14 protein-coding genes are annotated in these 15,341 nt (G+C 56.6%); 10 read left to right on the forward strand and 4 right to left on the reverse strand.

Annotated elements, in window-relative coordinates; translation table 11 throughout:
- Nucleotides 1-80: 80 nt before the first annotated feature.
- Complete coding sequence (locus tag H6815_05010) at nucleotides 81-482, reverse strand: 6-carboxytetrahydropterin synthase (GenBank protein MCB9859795.1); 402 nt, start codon at nucleotides 480-482, stop codon at nucleotides 81-83.
- Nucleotides 483-537: 55 nt separating this feature from the next.
- On the opposite strand from H6815_05010, the gene H6815_05015 reads away from it, so the two are divergent.
- Nucleotides 538-1,629: a hypothetical protein gene (locus H6815_05015; GenBank protein MCB9859796.1), complete on the forward strand. Its 1,092-nt coding sequence runs from the start codon at nucleotides 538-540 to the stop codon at nucleotides 1,627-1,629.
- On the opposite strand, the gene H6815_05020 is transcribed toward H6815_05015, so the two are convergent.
- Both H6815_05020 and H6815_05025 read right to left on the reverse strand, forming a co-directional pair.
- On the reverse strand, nucleotides 1,626-3,527 hold the full coding sequence (locus H6815_05020) for an Hsp70 family protein (protein ID MCB9859797.1): 1,902 nt from the start codon (nucleotides 3,525-3,527) through the stop codon (nucleotides 1,626-1,628). The genes H6815_05015 and H6815_05020 overlap by 4 nt on opposite strands.
- A gap of 6 nt (nucleotides 3,528-3,533) precedes the next feature.
- Nucleotides 3,534-4,454 (reverse strand): inositol monophosphatase, encoded by a 921-nt coding sequence (locus H6815_05025; GenBank protein MCB9859798.1) that lies wholly within the window; start codon nucleotides 4,452-4,454, stop codon nucleotides 3,534-3,536.
- A gap of 168 nt (nucleotides 4,455-4,622) precedes the next feature.
- Between H6815_05025 and H6815_05030 the strand changes: the two genes are divergently transcribed.
- Nucleotides 4,623-4,958, forward strand: a complete 336-nt coding sequence (locus H6815_05030) for a YbaB/EbfC family nucleoid-associated protein (protein ID MCB9859799.1) — start codon at nucleotides 4,623-4,625, stop codon at nucleotides 4,956-4,958.
- Nucleotides 4,959-4,961: 3 nt separating this feature from the next.
- A complete protein-coding gene (locus H6815_05035) occupies nucleotides 4,962-5,777 on the forward strand; it encodes a hypothetical protein (protein ID MCB9859800.1) in 816 nt (271 codons plus the stop codon).
- A gap of 78 nt (nucleotides 5,778-5,855) precedes the next feature.
- On the opposite strand, the gene H6815_05040 is transcribed toward H6815_05035, so the two are convergent.
- The gene (locus H6815_05040; protein ID MCB9859801.1) at nucleotides 5,856-6,734 is read right to left on the reverse strand and encodes a hypothetical protein; all 879 of its coding nucleotides are present in this window, start codon (nucleotides 6,732-6,734) and stop codon (nucleotides 5,856-5,858) included.
- A gap of 591 nt (nucleotides 6,735-7,325) precedes the next feature.
- Between H6815_05040 and H6815_05045 the strand changes: the two genes are divergently transcribed.
- The 7 genes from H6815_05045 to H6815_05075 all read left to right on the forward strand — a co-directional run bounded on the left by H6815_05045 (nucleotide 7,326) and on the right by H6815_05075 (nucleotide 15,060).
- On the forward strand, nucleotides 7,326-8,879 hold the full coding sequence (locus H6815_05045) for an FAD-dependent oxidoreductase (protein ID MCB9859802.1): 1,554 nt from the start codon (nucleotides 7,326-7,328) through the stop codon (nucleotides 8,877-8,879).
- 397 nt (nucleotides 8,880-9,276) lie between these two features.
- Nucleotides 9,277-11,259: a nitrate- and nitrite sensing domain-containing protein gene (locus H6815_05050; protein ID MCB9859803.1), complete on the forward strand. Its 1,983-nt coding sequence runs from the start codon at nucleotides 9,277-9,279 to the stop codon at nucleotides 11,257-11,259.
- 359 nt (nucleotides 11,260-11,618) lie between these two features.
- Entirely contained in the window at nucleotides 11,619-12,272 is a 654-nt protein-coding gene (locus H6815_05055; GenBank protein ID MCB9859804.1) for a hypothetical protein, read from the forward strand.
- A 208-nt stretch (nucleotides 12,273-12,480) separates the two neighbouring features.
- Nucleotides 12,481-13,113, forward strand: a complete 633-nt coding sequence (locus tag H6815_05060; GenBank protein MCB9859805.1) for a hypothetical protein — start codon at nucleotides 12,481-12,483, stop codon at nucleotides 13,111-13,113.
- Complete coding sequence (locus H6815_05065) at nucleotides 13,110-13,736, forward strand: hypothetical protein (GenBank protein MCB9859806.1); 627 nt, start codon at nucleotides 13,110-13,112, stop codon at nucleotides 13,734-13,736. Before H6815_05060 ends, H6815_05065 begins: the two co-directional genes overlap by 4 nt.
- Nucleotides 13,733-14,389: a hypothetical protein gene (locus H6815_05070; GenBank protein ID MCB9859807.1), complete on the forward strand. Its 657-nt coding sequence runs from the start codon at nucleotides 13,733-13,735 to the stop codon at nucleotides 14,387-14,389. Before H6815_05065 ends, H6815_05070 begins: the two co-directional genes overlap by 4 nt.
- Complete coding sequence (locus H6815_05075) at nucleotides 14,386-15,060, forward strand: hypothetical protein (GenBank protein ID MCB9859808.1); 675 nt, start codon at nucleotides 14,386-14,388, stop codon at nucleotides 15,058-15,060. The genes H6815_05070 and H6815_05075 overlap by 4 nt, the downstream gene beginning before the upstream one ends.
- Nucleotides 15,061-15,341: the final 281 nt, after the last annotated feature.

Below are 15,341 nucleotides of genomic sequence, written 5' to 3' on the forward strand. Positions count from 1 at the left end.
TCTGGTGACATCATGATGCGGGAAATCCATAGCGCGCACGCACGGAATGATGACGTGTCATTCGTGCAAACATGGCAGTTTCAGCGGGTTTTCTTCGGATCAAGATAGTGCGTTGCTGCACAGCCGGGGGCCTCTGTGACCCGCACCCAGCAAAGATGAACCGAATGTGAACAAATCGGCTGCATTTGCGCTCTTAATAGTTCGGATATTGTTCGGGATACGAGTTCGGCGCTGGGATTCAACCCGGAACAAAACGGCTCGACATCATTCAGATTTCTGTTGTGCCACGCACTCGTGATGCGTTTCAGGACCGCTTCGAGCGCGTGAAAATCGCACAGGAGGCCGTCGCTGTCAAGCTCATCGCCACCAAAGCACGCGGTCACATGCCAGTCATGACCATGGACTGGTTCACGCTCGCCGCGAAGCATGATCGCATGTGCAGCACTGAATGTGGTCTCGATTGTGATCTCGTATGATCCCATTGGCGGACGATCGTATACGGCGGCAGGGAACAAGCACGGAGTGGTGACCTTTTTCATGAAACGAGCTTTGCACACAAGACTTGCACCGATCTGCACGGCGCTGGGCGTATGTGTGCTTGTAGCTTGCAACGGCACAGGACGTGTCACACCAACTTCGACAAATGTTGCTGCGAGCACGATGGATGCGCGCCAGCGTGCAGGGCTCGACACAATGTGGTGGCGGGTGCGAGAGTGGAATGACGGTGCGCCTGCTGGCCAGTCCTCGTCGCAGGTGGCTGCGACGCTTGCGCCCTTCCTGCTCACAAACGAGAACGTGTCTGACCCAGCGATTGTCGATGTGCTCGAGACATGGCGGGCGAACGGGTTGTATGTGTCACTCGTGCCGGGTGAGCAGCTTGGTGGTGTGCTCCGCGCGCTGACACCGATCGGGCAGATTGATCGGCTGGTAGTTGAACCATCAAGCACGTGGTCGGCCATCGGGCCGGAGCGCGCATACCCGGACGACACACCGATCATGCTCGATAATGGGCCGCTGCGCCTGCCAAGAGGTGCGTTGCGTCTTTTGTTACGAGGCTGGCCCGAGGCTGTTGGTGTTGACGTAAGTGCCGGGCTTCGTGCTGCGATCCACATCGAGCTTGTGCCACAAGCCGTGGACAGCCAGTTGCTCGAGCGTATCCGCAAGCCAGCGCTGACCGAGCAGAAGGTGCAGGAGCATGCGGCGATCCGTCGCAACCCGGACAGGCAGGGACAGGTGTTCTCGCGATTGAAGCTTGAGGCGCTGGTCAAACCAGGGCATGCGCTGTTAATTACAGCGGACAGTACATTAGCGTACTGGCCGGGTCCCGAGGACCTTGCCGATGCTGCGAGCGCTATGGAAGCATCATCAGAGGACGAGCCCGAGGAGTTGACACCGGAGGAGATCGAAGCGAAGAAACTCGGGCCACGTGTTGTGCCCTGGCCTGAGGGTGTCGATGCGCCAACCATCGGACAGCGCATGCTCAATGAGCGCATCGAACATCGGCTTGCACCCGGAGCAGACCCGTCTGAGGTGTTCGGCGAGATCCCCGGGCTTGATCGGTTGCGCGCGGTTGAACGCGGCATTATCCTGATTGCACCGACAGGAATGGAACTGTTCAATCGGCGCTAGTTGCTGGAGTGCTGCTTGAGGGATTCGGCAATGCTGATCTCCTGCAGGCGGACACTCGTGCGAGCCAGCGATTCCTTCTCCTCGTGGAATGCGTTCGCGTCGACACTGCGCCAGTCGTGGCTTGCGCGAGCAACAAAGTCTGTAAGTCGATTGATGCGCGCGCGCAGATCGTCGCGGTATGCTGGCTCAAGTCTGCTCTCATGTAGTTCGAGCTTGTCGCTGATCCACTTCAGATCAAGTTTCGCATTTGCGATGAGATCAACGACGCGATGGTGTGTCATGTCGTCGCGGGCGTGGGCAAAGCTCTCGCGCTCGATCCTTTCGACCTCGTCCCGTGAGAGTCCGTGGTTGGGTACAACCTCGATGTTGGCGCGCTTGCCTGATCGCTTCTCGTGTGCTTCCACTCGCACGATGCCGGACGCGTCCACGCGGATCTCCACCTCAATCTTCGGGATTCCTGCGGGCATCGGCGGTATGCCCTTCAGATCGAACACGCCGAGTGAGCGGCAATCAGACACCATCTCACGTTCGCCCTGCAACAGATGGATTTTTACGTTTGTCTGCCCGTCCACCTGTGTTGAGAACATCTCCGTTGCGCGCGCTGGCACGGTGGAGTTCCGCATGATGAGCTTTGCGACTGCACCGCCCGCGGTCTCAATGCCCAGGCTCAGCGGGATGACATCAAGCAGCAATGACTTTGCTCCAGCGCCCGAGAGCATGGAACCATGCACTGCGGCGCCGAGCGCAACAGCCTTGTCCGGATCGATCGCGGTATAAGGTTCCAGACCGAACAGCTCGCCAACGCGCTGCTTGACAAGGGGGATGCGCGTTGACCCCCCCACCATAATGACAGCATCGATTGTCACATCGGTTTGTGCGCTTGATCTTGCATCGCGAACTGCACGTTCGCATGCGTGCAGCGTCTGCTGAATCATCGGCTCGATCAGCGTGTTGAGTTCGTCACGCGTGAATGTGCGCTGGTATGTTTTCTCTGTATCAATATCAATGCGAACCTGCGCAGTTTCCTGCTCACTGAGTGTGTGCTTGATGTTCTCAGCAAATGTTTTCAGCGCACGGCGCGTTGCAGCGGGGAGCGACGGAATCTGCGATGCGTCGATACCCATCTCGCTGAGCATGATGGTGACGATTGCGTTATCGATATCATCGCCGCCAAGCCGGGTGTTGCCAGCGGTCGAGAGCACCTGGAAGATGGGCAGCTGGACAGTGTCGTCTCCGCCTGATTCCGGCGTGATAATGCGCAGAATGGTGACATCAAAGGTGCCGCCGCCGAGGTCGTAGATCGCCACAGTTTGCGTTTTTCCAGCGACAGTGCCGAGTCCGTACGCCAGAGCAGCCGCGGTTGGTTCGTTGATGATGCGGACGATCTCAAGCCCAGCCAGCCTGCCCGCATCACGCGTTGCCTGTCGCTGCGCATCATCAAAGTATGCCGGGACTGTAACAACAGCCTTGTGAACGTTTGTTTTCAGTACGCGTTCGGCGCGAGCCTTGATCTCGCGAAGGATATGCGCCGATACTTCCTGTGGCGAGACGACGAGGCTTGACGTGTTCCTGCGCGGGATGCGCACGCGCGCGGTGTTGTGGTCCCCCGCAACAACTTCGAATGAGAGGAACCCGAGCTCGTCGCGGGCATCATCAATAGATCGGCCCATGAGGCGTTTTACACTGGCGACGGTATGGGCTGGAAAATCGGTGGCACGATCACGCGCATCATCGCCAACGACAACCCCCCCACCCTCATCAAAGCGCACAACACTTGGCACCAGCGCGCGGTTGTGCTCTTCGAGCACACGCGGGCCGAGAGCATCGCTGATCGCAACGAGCGAGTTTGTCGTGCCGAGGTCGATGCCGACGATGATGTCATGCGATTGGTCGGTCATGACTCATCAGTCCCGCATGCGGTATTCCTGCACAAGTTCGACAAGCTCCTGATGCAGATGGCCGTTGGATGCGATGCTCTGCGGCTGGTGTGCATCTTCTTCGGGGAACCCGGATGGATGTGTGAACTTGCCACCAGCTTCGCGCAGAATGGGAACTGTTGCTGCGACGTCCCAGGCTGACACGACGGGCTCCAGGACGGCATCGATCCTTCCCGTGCACAGCAGGAGATGCGAGTAGCAGTCGCTCCAGCCCCTGACCGCGCGCGTTTTCAGGCCGAGTTCGACATGGACAACATCCCATCCCGCGTTGTGCATGCCACGGACACTCGTCAGGCACACGGTCGCATCTTTCAAGTGCTTTGTGTCTGAGACGCGCGCTGGTAGCGTCTGATACTCGTCGTCGACAGGAGTGCCCAGCGCACGAGCTCGCATTGCTTCGGGTGATACTGCACGATGCCATGCGCCGTGACCATCCGCTGCCCAGATCATCTCGTTGAGTGCTGGCATGAAGATGACACCAGCGACAACGCTGGAGGTGCCGTCGGGGAACGCCTTTTCAACGCCGATCATGGTGCCCCAGAGCGGGACACCATGAATGAACGAGCGCGTGCCATCGATCGGATCAATCACCCAGCGGTACCCGCTTGCGCCGAACGTCTCTGGGTGCTCTTCGCCGAGCACGCCGTCCTTTGCGAACTTTGTGAGAATACGCTGTCGGAGAAACTTTTCACACTCGCGGTCTGCGACGGTGACGGGCGAGCCGTCCTTCTTTACCTGGATACTGACATCGGTCTGGAAGTGTTCGAGGGTGATCTGCGCTGATTCCCTGGCGATCTGCGTCGCGTGCTCAAGTCGGGCTGCAAGATCATCTTTCAGTGGTGCGCCTTGTGTCTGTTTCGATCCGGTGGTTTCAGCTGCACTAAACAAGAACATACCTCCTGATGCACAGTAGAGATCAATGGGCGAAAAGACCAGTGGATCGGGCTCGGTTCATCCAGCGTTTTTCCGCTGGATCAGGCAATGAGTGCGTACAACAATGCCCAATGCGCCCGTGTCGGGCAGCGGAGGCACACGATGTTCGATCAACTGAAAGCAATGGGTGCGGTTGCGGGGCTGATGAAAAACAAGGACAAGCTTGCGCAGGTGGGTGAGCGCGTGAAGGAGGAGCTTGAAGCCCTGCGCGTGGAGGGTTCGGCTGGTGGCGGCGCTGTGAGTGTGTCCATGAACGGGAAGATGAGTGTGCTGGGTGTGCGTATTGCGTCCGCACTGGCTGGCAGCACCGATGTTGGCATGCTCGAACAGATGGTGAAGGATGCTGTGACCGATGCGCAGACAAATGCTCAGGAGGCCGCGAAACGGGTGATACAACGAGCCGCGAATGAGCTCGGACTCGGCGATATTTCTGGCATCGCCCAACTGGCGGGTATGTGAGCGATGTCGAAACAGGTTGTGCCTGTGTTTGAACAGGATGTGGTTGTTGTTTCGTTGGACCGAGAGACGTTCTCGATCCAGATTGGTGCACCACGTCGGCAACAGCGCACGCCAGAAGAAACGCAGATCTGGGATTCCATGTGCGCGCAGAATCCGAGGCTCTTCGACGGTCCCATACTCGCGGTTGAACGCGTTGACTGGAATGCAAGTTCAGGCGAAGCCTGCGTTCATGCGTTGGTGGGCAGGTACAGCAGCTTGTGTCTGGCACGGGCTCAAGTGAATACCAGATCAAGTACATTTGAACAACCAGCGTGTGCGATTCTCTCGGTCACGGGGCTTCTAACAAAGCAGCGAGTTTGCAGCGGTCGACAGGAAGTGCTGATGGGTTTGCGCGGCTCAAATGTCGCGAGCTATCCGCTGCACTGGGAGTTTGCCCCGGCTGGCGGTCTTGGTGTTCCAAATGAAGGCACATCTTCGGTTACTCCCTCAGCGATGCGGGACGCTCTGATTGAGGAATACGTCGAGGAGATCGGTAGTCCTTCGCAGCAAGCGATTGAAGCATTGCGTGACAGCGAGTTGGTTGCACTGGTCTTCGATCGCACGGCGCTGAGCTACGACATCGTGCTGCGCGTGCAGTTGCCGGAGAACGAACTCGATGATCATCCTTTGCTCTCGCTGGATGTGCCGGATCGCAGTTGGGAATATGCTGCGCTGCAGTGGATACCGACGAGCGATCTTGTTGCATTCTTCAGTTCAGATCGGCATCAAATCATTCCGCCAGCAAGGCTCCTGGCGAAGGCTCTCGGATGGATACCTTGACGATGCAGGAAAAACCGCCGATGCGAGCATATGGAAGCAGCGCAGCGGCGGAAACTGGAGAAGTGTTGTGCTGTGAGATCAGTCACCCAGACAGGAATCGGACGCGTGGCTGATCATGACTGGTTTGGGTAGTGGCTTTGGCTCAACAGTTGCAAGCCGACCGCGATACACCCCGGATGCTGGATCGTGACCGAGCGCGAGTGCAACAAGCTCACCACGACTGTTTGCTCCGAGCTTGCGGTGCAGTGATTTCACATAATCGTGCACTGTGTGCTGGCTGCGCCCCAGTTCATCCGCGATCTCGCGAATGGATGCGCCGCCAACGAGACGTTCCAGTACTTCGCTCTCGCGCGGCGTGAGGAACCCGCCCGACGATCCGCGAAGACTTCCGAACGCAAGCATTGCTCGGGTAGCAAGGCTCGGCATCGGTGTGCGTGCGACCGTGCTGTGGATTGGGTCAATCTGTGATGTGAATGATGTGAGTACGTAGAAAATGACGCGGTGTGTCTTCTGCTCTTGCGTTGACTTTGATGTTTCGTCAAGCACAGGGAGAGCAGCGATGCCAACCACGGGCTCAGCATCAACGACGCCCTGCAGGAGTCTGCCGATAGCGCCGGTGTGCCAGTTTCGGCCCTCGGGGAGTGTACTGATGAGTCCGGCAGCGCATGTTCCAGTCGTGTCGACGCACGTTTGTGAGACGCTGACGCATGAAGGATCAAAGCCGACACTGGCAAGCCTGTTTGTGCGGGTTTTGAGCGCGCGAAGAGCAGATGTGATTCGATCGCTTCGGCCTGCGCTTTGGGCGGCGGAGACGCCAACCTGCTCGACCTCAAGAACCCGTCCCTTTGCGTCTATTGTACCGAGCATGACAACAGCCATGCCGGCGGGGGCAAGCGGAGCAAGCACCTCGCTTGCCTTGTCACACCAGTCGCGAGTGGGAACTGCTGGGAGTGACATGATGTGTTGGCTGCACACAACGACACTGTGAAGCAGAGTTGCGAGTGTTCCGCCTGGGAAGGCCATGAGATCCTCGGGTTCATTTGTGCCGCAGCCCATCTGTGCGCCAACGGCAACTGGGTTGGAACTGTCACCGGCATGATCTGGTTTGTCACCAGTGTGACCGCTTTGTTTATGATCCGCAAACGACTCGACCATTGAGTTCAACTTCGAATCCTCTGTTACGGCGGCGTATATGAATGCGCAACACACGGTTTCAGGTTCAACTGGTGGGGAAAATCACCAACCTGAACGCAAGTGTCGGCCCGCCCAAGACATATTGCTATGGCATTGCTGCACGTTGCAGCTGACCCCTGAGAGCGAAAACCATACCCAACATGTCGGTCCGAAGACACAGAGGAAAACTCCCCGATTGAGAGAGAAAAGTCGCTGTTCCATACAGGGGATTCCCCTGATATTGTTTCGTATGAATACCATCGGTTCTGTTCGCATCGTTGTATTGGATGCAGATGCGAAGCGTCGACAGTGTGTGCTTCATCGTGCAGCGCAGACAGTTCCTTGACCATGACGCTTGAAGGAGTGCAGGTTCGTATGACACGCGCCACCGAAGAGACAACACTTCTCATCATCGGCGCTGGGCCGACAGGACTCGGAGCCGGGTATCGACTGCGCGAGTTAGGACACCAGCGCTTCCACATCGTGGAGCGCAATGAGCGTGTCGGTGGGTTGGCAAGAAGTATCAAGGACGACAAAGGGTTCACCTGGGATATTGGTGGCCATGTGTTGTTCAGTCACTACCAGTATTACGACAAACTATTTGAAACTCTTATCGGGAAAGACTACACGCTGAACGATCGCGAATCGTGGGTTCGAACACGGAATAGGTGGATTCCTTACCCTTACCAGAACAACCTTCGCTACCTGCCGCAGGACATGATCTATGAATGTTTGGCAGGTTTGATTCGTACACAAGCAAATGCACAACCCAAAGAGGGGGTGATTTGCGGCCCAAATACTGAAACGGACAATATTGGCCAATCATATCGCAACAACAACAACGGGGGGGGGCGATCGCCTCAAACCGCGAGAAACTTTGGTGAGTTCATCGATGCCGTCTTTGGAGACGGGATCGCAAGGCACTTCATGCGACCGTACAACTTCAAGGTCTGGGCGCACGAACCTGAGATGATGAACAAGACATGGATCGGTGAGCGCGTCGCTGTCATCGATTATGAGCGCGCGCTCAGGAACGTTATTCTCGAGCAGGATGACTTCGGTTGGGGGCCGAATAACAGATTCAAGTATCCCCTTTTCGGTACGGGGGATTTTTACGATCGCTTTGAGCCACATCTGCGTGATCATCTCACGTTCAACACAAAGCTGGTCGGTGTTGATCTTGATTCCCGCATCGCGACGTTCGATGATGGCTCAACACGTTCGTTTGATGGGATGCTCTCGACAATGCCGGTAGATCTCTTCATCACACAAATAGTGACAAGCCAAGTGCCGCAGCATGTTCGAGATGCGGCATCGCGCTTGATGCACTCAGCCGGGCATATGGTCGGGATTGGAATCAAGCGCCCGTGCCCATCAACCAAGAGCTGGATGTACTTCCCCGATGATGATTGCCCGTTCTATCGTGTGACATATCTGTCGAACTACTCACCGATGATGACTCCGAACAAGGACGAGTATTACTCGTTGTTGTGTGAAGTTTCGGAGAGCACATACAAGCCGGTGAATCATGAGACAGTTGTCGAGGATGTGATCCGAGGACTCGAAAACGCGGGAATGCTTGAGCCCGGTGAGCGCAGTGACATTGTGTCGCGATGGCATTACCGCGCCGAATATTCATATCCGACACCGTCTGTCGAGCGGGATGAGATTCTGTCCATCATCATCCCGTGGCTTGAAGCGCATGGTGTGTACTCGCGCGGCCGATTCGGGTTGTGGAAGTACGAGGTTGCAAACACCGACCACTCCGTGATGCAGGGTGTTGAGTGGGTAAACCGTCTGCTCTGTGGCGAGCCGGAGCAGACAATCGGAATAACGTACAAATCAACGGAAGATGGGCGTGAGGCAGCGGATCACGAATCGTTCCACGTGCGTCCATCGCTCGCGGGCTCCGGAGAGAAGCGAACGTGATTGTGTTGCGTTGTCACAAACTGGTGCTCGACGATGTTCGACACAGACATACACATCCTTGGCCTGTGCGTTCTGATTCCGTTGTTTCTTCTACTGTCAATCGAGCCGTTCTCTCTCGCGTTCTGGTGGTATAACAGAAAGACACGCTCTCATAACACGAACATATCCCACGAGTGTGGTTCATGCGGATATGACCTGCGCGGGCTCGACGAGGACACAAGGTGTCCCGAATGCGGGGCAGTTCCGCAAGCGTGCAGGGAATCCCCTTTTTCAGAAATGAATGCTTCTAAAGAGTCCAGATAACACCTGAAACACACTGATTTCTTCAGGGCTCTCTTGTGCCCATGCACTCCCCTACTCAGGTCGCCGATTCGTAGGCAAATACCGGGAGACTCGAATGAAGATAACGACGAAACTCTGCGTGGTAGCTGCCATTCCTCTGGCGGCTTTGTCCTTTGCGTCATACCAGTCGATTGAGCGCAATCGCACAACATATCACGAGATGTCGCAGGTGAGAGACCTCGTGATGTTGTCGAATCTTGTTGGTGCTGCGGTCCACGAATCGCAGAAGGAGCGCGGGATGACAGCTGGGTATCTGTCGTCCGGAGGGAAGAGCTTTGCATCGGATATCGGCACGCAGCAAAAGCACGCGGATGATGCATTCGATGCGCTTCGTGCTGGGTATGCTGACATCGGGCGCGAGAATCTGCCTGAAGCGGTCACATCGCTAGTCGATGACATGCTGAATGATGCTGACGGCACCAAGGCGCTACGAGGTCGTATCTCCTCGCTCAGTGTTCCAACACCGGAAGCGATCGCGTATTTCTCAGGGATGATCGGCAAGGGGCTCAATGCGGTCGCGAAAGGAAGCTCGGCGACCACCGACAGCTGGATGACTGAAGCGATTACTGCACACAGTGCGCTGCTGGAGATGAAAGAACGGACCGGTATCGAGCGTGCTGTGCTGAGCGGCACATTTGCAGCCGATGCGTTTGGACCAGGCATGTTCGAGAAATGGATCATGCTCCGCGCCGGACAGAACGCGTATGAGAGCGAGTTCCGCGAGCGCGCAGATGCGACGCTTGTCACGTTGCTCGATTCGACCGAGACGCGGGCGCTGTTTGCAGATGTTGACGTGTTTCGTGAGAGCGCACGAGAGCATGCGCAGATCGGCGGGTTCGGTATGGAATCATCCGCGTGGTTCAGAGCATCAACCGACGCGATCAACAGGCTCGCTGCAATCGAGCAGGCATCCGCATCATTGCTTCTCGAACATGCCGAGAAGGCGAAAGCCGGTGCAATGGCAAGTCTGACGCAGTCGGCAGCGGCAGGACTTGGTGTCATTGCAGGAACGATCGCCTTCGTTGCGATCGCTATTACCTCATTGCGCAGGCGCATCAACACGGCTATCCACGCGATCCGGAAAGCAGAGAGCAGCAATGATCTATCGATCAGGCTCGATGAAGCAGGCCACGACGAGATATCGCAGATTGGCAGCGCGTTCAACGGGCTCGCGTCGCGTATCGAGGAACTTGTCAGCACCGTAATCTCGGCAAGCTCGTCCGTTGCCGCTGCTGCAACAGAGGTGGCTGCATCAAGCGAGGAGATGTCTGCATCTCTGGATGAACAACGTCGTCACGCGCAGGAAGTCGTCGATGCGGCGAGCGAGATGTCGCACACGATCAGCTCGAATGCGTCGACAACGCGCGATGCAGCGACGGAGGGCAGCTCTGCTCAGAACGCTGTGAGCGAGGGATCGCGTGCTGTATCAAACAACGTGGAGAGTCTTGCTGCGCTTGCTGAGTCGGTCGAAGCGACGACGAAGCTCATCGGCTCACTCGCGAAACAGAGTGACCAGATTGGCACCATCGTTGACGTGATCCGTGAGATCGCGGATCAGACAAACCTGCTTGCGCTGAATGCAGCGATCGAGGCTGCTCGTGCGGGTGAGGCGGGACGAGGGTTCGCTGTTGTGGCCGATGAGGTCCGGAAGCTCGCAGAACGCACAACGCAAGCGACCACCGAGGTGACTGAAGCGATCAGCGCAATTCAGAAGGGAACCGAATCAGCGGTGGCGTCGACGACAAAGACCTCGAATCTCGCGGCAAAGGGGACCGAGGAAGCATCAACAGCGATGGAAACCTTCGGGCGTATCAACGAGTCTGTCTCTCGTGTCGGCAAGGTGCTTGCAACAATTGAGGCTGCTGGAGAACAGCAATCGGCTGCAAGCGAGCAGATCAGCAGTGCCATCGAGCGTCTGAATGCGATTGCGGCGGAGTCGAATGATGCTGCCAGCCAGTCCGCGCAGGCTGCCAGCGACCTCTCAAGACAGGCTGAGGAGTTGCAGTCACGTGCGATGATGTTCCGCGTCAGTGCGTAGTTTTCCCATACGAGCAGAACAATCAGTGATGCTAGATATGACGCGCCGGAACGACAGCCCGGCGGACTGAACTTTTTTCTGCCACAACTGCAAGATTTCTGTTGTTGCATCGCAGACTCTGTAGATCGCGGGAAACGCGGTCTGGCACATCGAATATCCCGCCGACCAGGCGTTTGACAGACATCTCTTTCTCTCTCTCTCCAGACACGGATCGGGTAACCCCGGTCCGTGTTTGTTATTGCTTTGGGGCCATTCGGCATGTGAAAAAAGTTTCTGCACAAGTGCAAGGTCTGGACTGTGTCGCCGCAGTCTCTCCAGACAGCGGGCGGGTTGCTCGCACAGTACCAAAGGAGATCACAATGAAAGTCGTACGTGGTGGAATGGTCGTCGCAGCACTCGCATCTGGCGCACAAGCGCAGCTGGTCGACCCGGGATTTGAATCGAACGCGCTGGGCGTGTACACAACAGTGCTCAACAACTTCACAACCCAGCAGGGCATCTGGGCGCCGGAAAGCGGTGCGCGTGTTGGCACGACGGGTGCAGTCACGCCCGCATCGGGTAACTTCATGTTGCAGATGAATCAGAACGGTGGCGTCGTGACGCAGGCATGGCAGGTGACGGATATGGCGCCGTATGCCGCTGCAATCTCCGCTGGCACAGCAACATTCAATCTTGATGCCCTGTTCAACTCCGAAGGACAGCCTTCGCCGCAAGGATACATCAGACTCAACTTCTACTCCGGCCCGAGTCTGAGCAACTACACCAGCAGCATCTCATCGGGTACATTCACGCTCGATAACACACCAACGACGTGGGAGAACTTCTCTGCTACTGGCACCATCCCGATCGGGACAACGTGGGTGACAACCGAGTTCGGGTTTGTGAACTCGACGATGGGCGGATTTCCGGGGTTTGTTGATAACGCCCGCCTGCAGATTGTCCCCGCACCAGGCCCGGTCTCTTTGATGGCTGCTGCGGGCCTGATCGCGGTGCGCAGGCGCCGGGCTCGATAACTCGTCTAGCTTCAGAGCACGCTGGAAAGGAGGCTGTATCGCACGAAAACGCTTGTCTTTGAACTCTCTTTCTCTCTCAGCAGGCTTCAGACACCATGCTGACACAACACAGGATGAGCCTGACGCACTGGTGTCTGGTTCATTCTGTTATTATCTTTTTGGGTAAACGAGTGAACTTGGGCATGTGTATTTCGAAGAAGAGATGATGATGATCGATCTCCCAATGCTTCTGGTTGCGGCTGTTTTCGGCTTCTTGTGCTACATTGGCGCTGGCACAATGGAACATGAGCGTGCAAAGGCGAGAAGTGACGCGGGTCGTTGCTCACGGTGCGGGTATGACTTGCACGGATTGCCTGATAACACGCTGTGCCCGGAGTGTGGTGCCGATGAGGCGCTGCGTCAGGCATTGCTTGCGGACCGTGTCGCAGCCCGTGTACCGCCGGGGTTTGTATGGATGTTTCTGGCGTGCTGGGCGGTGGCGGTTGCGATGCACACTTGCGTGCTCTTCCCCGTTCTGAACACTGTGAATGTGTTCGCGTTCGTGCTGCTGCTGCCGATGCTGGCGAGCGTTGTGTTCGTGCTCCATCTTCCGGTGCTGCTTGTTGCGAGGCGATCCGGTTCGGGGAGTGATCTGAGGCCAGTCATCTGGCTTGGTGTTGGGTCGTTTGCGGTCGATTTTACAACATTACCCGCCTTCTTTGCAGACAGTATGGATGCGAATCAAGTGTACATGTATTCGACGCTTGTCAGCCCATGTGTCGGAGGCTTTGCGTTGCTTGTGCTTGCGGTGGGCGAGCGCGTGCTGTTTTCCAGGGATGATACACAGGAGCGCAGCGCGTGACTTTTCTCGCGGTCATTGCAGCGATTGCCGGGCTCGTGTCATACTTTGTGGCTGTAAGAATGATTACTCGCGACTTCGCGCCGCGGAAAACGCAGGCAGCGTCTGTATGCCCCGGATGTGGATACGAACTTGCTGGACTCGCTGAGGATGCCGTATGTCCGGAGTGCGGAATGAATGCACAGACGAGGCTTCGCAAGCGCATTGGCCACAAGCCATACATCGGATGTGGATTTCAATCGCTGTGGGTACTGCTTCCATGTGCGATGAGTCTGGTGTTTACGACGCTGATTGTCTGTTTGTCCGACCCAACACTGCTGAACTTTCTCTGGAGTCCGGTGTTGTTCATCGGCGTGAGCATCATTGCTATGCTTGTGTGTATTCCGATCATTGTCGCTTCAGAGCGTGTTGTGCAGGATGGATCGCGCAGGCATTATGTCTGGTTGATCTCGGGATGGGCTGTTGTTCTCCTATTGTGGATTTTGTCTGAAACAGAAGACTCATTCACACCGGTTATGCTGAGCCCGTTCATGCCAGGCTTTGTGGTTCTCGTGCTCGCCGTGGGTGAGCGGTTGATTCTGCCATCGTCGAGCACACATCATGAAACTGCGGACACCGACTCATGATGGCAACGATTCTTGTCATTGCGATCGGACTTCTGCTTGTTGTTCCGTCGCTTCTGTACCTGGCAGCTGTCGCGATTGTGACCCGACCCGAGAGAGCAGTTGCTGCACTGCTCGATCATTGCCCGTTCTGTGGGTATGACCTGCGGGATCTGCCGAGCGGATCAACGTGCCCCGAGTGCGGCTCATCGCATGTGCAGCGGAAGGCAAAGCGAGCTGGTGCTGAAACACGACCGGATCGAGTACGCTTTGCTCTCTGGGCGAGTGCGTTTCCTGTGTTCGTGGCTGTGCGGTTGCTCTTTATTGCGCTCCAGAGCGATCGGTTCTTTTTCGAATATCTGGTGATGGTGTGTATTGTTGTGCCCGTGTACTTCGTGCCGCTCACAATCGCCTCATGGTTGGCATCGCGCCGATCAAGCCGCCGGCACATTGTGTGGCTGCTGGCGTGCGGGGGGCTGACGAGCGCGTGCCTGCTCGCACGTCTGTTAATACCATACAACTTTGATGAAACAGCACTCATCGCGTTGTTCGGATTGTGCCCATCGGTGACGGGGCTGCTGATGATTGGGCTTGCGGTTGGTGAACGGTTACTTCTCCGCAGGAAACCGCTGTGTGTGCAACCGAAGTATCACCTGTCCAATGATTTCCCGGAATGAACGGTCTGCCATACCTCATGTTGCTGCTCTCACCGTGCGTGCTGACGCTGCTCGGGTTCGTGAGTTATTTCGCCGCGGTGCGTGTGATAAAGCAGCCCGGTCGGGTGTATCGCATGCGTGCGCTACAGGGAAAGGGCTTGTGCCCCGTGTGCAGGTACGATCTTGCGGGGCTTGCGTTTGAGGCGCAGTGTCCGGAGTGCGGCGCTACAGCGAGCGATCGTGATCGAACATGGATGCACTACGACACAGTGCCACCCAGCAGCAGATTCGGCGTTGTGTCGATCGTGTGTATTCTCGGATGCCTGATTGTTCACCTTGGCGTGATCGCGGCGTTGTTCGACCCGCAGATTGTCGGCGCAAGTTTGCTGTTGTTTCCAGGGCTGGTACTGATCTACGGCATGATGTGTCTGCCAATTATTGCAGCGTCGTACAGCGTTGCAAAGCTGAACAGCGACCGGCACTACATATGGCTTGTTGTGGGATGTGGCGCGATGGCGCTGATCGGGCTTGTGGTGCCGCTGAAATCGGAGGTGTTTTACATCGGTAGTTACATCGGTGGATGCGTGCTTGCTGTTGCATTCACCGGATACGTGCTGCTTCTGTTGGCGGTGATCGAACGTGCGTGGAACAGGCGGAACCACACAAATACCGGTTTTCCCCGGTCACTGTAGCATCTTGTCGAGATGATCATGATGGACAGTTTGAACGCGAGGAGTTCGTTCCGTCTGTCTCTCGTCAGTTTATTGGCCCCCAAACTGGTGCCGAACCAGTCAATCGGTGTTTTATCTGCGAAAAATACTGCTTGTAAGGGCTGTATGGGTTGCCCGGTTCGGATTCTGTGGCACATTGAGTTGTGAACACGGGGTGGGCCGAGGGGGTCCATACCTGAGAGTTTGGCTGGAAACGCTGACATTGTCGGTGTTGTGCTGCGGCGTGCCCATTGGGGCCGGTG

Source organism: Phycisphaeraceae bacterium (genome assembly GCA_020639155.1).
Classification (GTDB): Bacteria; Planctomycetota; Phycisphaerae; order Phycisphaerales; family UBA1924; genus JACKHF01.

Excerpts from the sequence above, each read along its gene's own strand:
- H6815_05010 (MCB9859795.1), bottom strand. The coding sequence starts at position 482 with ATGGGATCATACGAGATCACAATCGAGACCACATTCAGTGCTGCACAT.
- H6815_05015 (MCB9859796.1), top strand. The coding sequence starts at position 538 with ATGAAACGAGCTTTGCACACAAGACTTGCACCGATCTGCACGGCGCTG.
- H6815_05020 (MCB9859797.1), bottom strand. The coding sequence starts at position 3,527 with ATGACCGACCAATCGCATGACATCATCGTCGGCATCGACCTCGGCACG.
- H6815_05030 (MCB9859799.1), top strand. The coding sequence starts at position 4,623 with ATGGGTGCGGTTGCGGGGCTGATGAAAAACAAGGACAAGCTTGCGCAG.
- H6815_05035 (MCB9859800.1), top strand. The coding sequence starts at position 4,962 with ATGTCGAAACAGGTTGTGCCTGTGTTTGAACAGGATGTGGTTGTTGTT.
- H6815_05040 (MCB9859801.1), bottom strand. The coding sequence starts at position 6,734 with ATGTCACTCCCAGCAGTTCCCACTCGCGACTGGTGTGACAAGGCAAGC.
- H6815_05045 (MCB9859802.1), top strand. The coding sequence starts at position 7,326 with ATGACACGCGCCACCGAAGAGACAACACTTCTCATCATCGGCGCTGGG.
- H6815_05050 (MCB9859803.1), top strand. The coding sequence starts at position 9,277 with ATGAAGATAACGACGAAACTCTGCGTGGTAGCTGCCATTCCTCTGGCG.
- H6815_05055 (MCB9859804.1), top strand. The coding sequence starts at position 11,619 with ATGAAAGTCGTACGTGGTGGAATGGTCGTCGCAGCACTCGCATCTGGC.
- H6815_05060 (MCB9859805.1), top strand. The coding sequence starts at position 12,481 with ATGATCGATCTCCCAATGCTTCTGGTTGCGGCTGTTTTCGGCTTCTTG.
- H6815_05070 (MCB9859807.1), top strand. The coding sequence starts at position 13,733 with ATGATGGCAACGATTCTTGTCATTGCGATCGGACTTCTGCTTGTTGTT.
- H6815_05075 (MCB9859808.1), top strand. The coding sequence starts at position 14,386 with ATGAACGGTCTGCCATACCTCATGTTGCTGCTCTCACCGTGCGTGCTG.